This window comes from Bacillus sp. P4_D3, assembly GCF_056401855.1.
On record NZ_JBFUIN010001189.1, the window covers coordinates 1 to 702 of the forward strand.

Sequence of the window (702 nt, forward strand, 5' to 3'; positions counted from 1 at the left end):
CCACGTTTTTGTTCCTTCTACTGTTGTCTTCGCTACTTTTGTATTCGTGATGTCATAACCTTTTACTTCAGATTTATATCCATCYACCGGTTGTTCTTTCACTTCATACTTATACGCATTACCTTCSGCATCATATGCCGCTAAATCTTTAAATGYATATTTCCAATCRCTTGCCGYGTTTACGTCTTGCGTTGCGATTACTTTCTTGTTTTGTAGTAAGTCTACTTTAATTGTTTTTGGACGTTCTTTCGAATCTCCGTCCTTCCACGTTTTCGTTCCTTCTACTGTTGTCTGYGCTACTTTTGTATTYGTGATGTCATAACCTTTTACTTCRGATTTATATCCMKCTACYGGTTSTTCTTTCACTTCATACTTATACGCATTACCTTCSGCATCATATGCCGCTAAATCTTTAAATGCATATTTCCAATCACTTGCTTTTGTTACTTCTTGCGTTGCGATTACTTTCTTGTTTTGTAGTAGGTCTACTTTAATTGTTTTTGGACGTTCTTTCGAATCTCCGTCCTTCCACGTTTTYGTTCCTTCTACTGTTGTCTKYGCTACTTTTGTATTYGTGATGTCATAACCTTTTACTTCAGATTTATATCCATCCACCGGTTGTTCTTTCACTTCATACTTATACGCATTACCTTCGGCATCATATGCCGCTAAATCTTTAAATGCATATTTCCAATCACTTGC

At 36.8% G+C, this 702-nt stretch carries 1 protein-coding gene; it reads right to left on the minus strand.

The features are described 5' to 3' along the window. The coding region (locus AC1DTM_RS30180) for a Cna B-type domain-containing protein (RefSeq protein WP_477001672.1) at positions 1–702 on the minus strand (702 nt) is incomplete at both ends.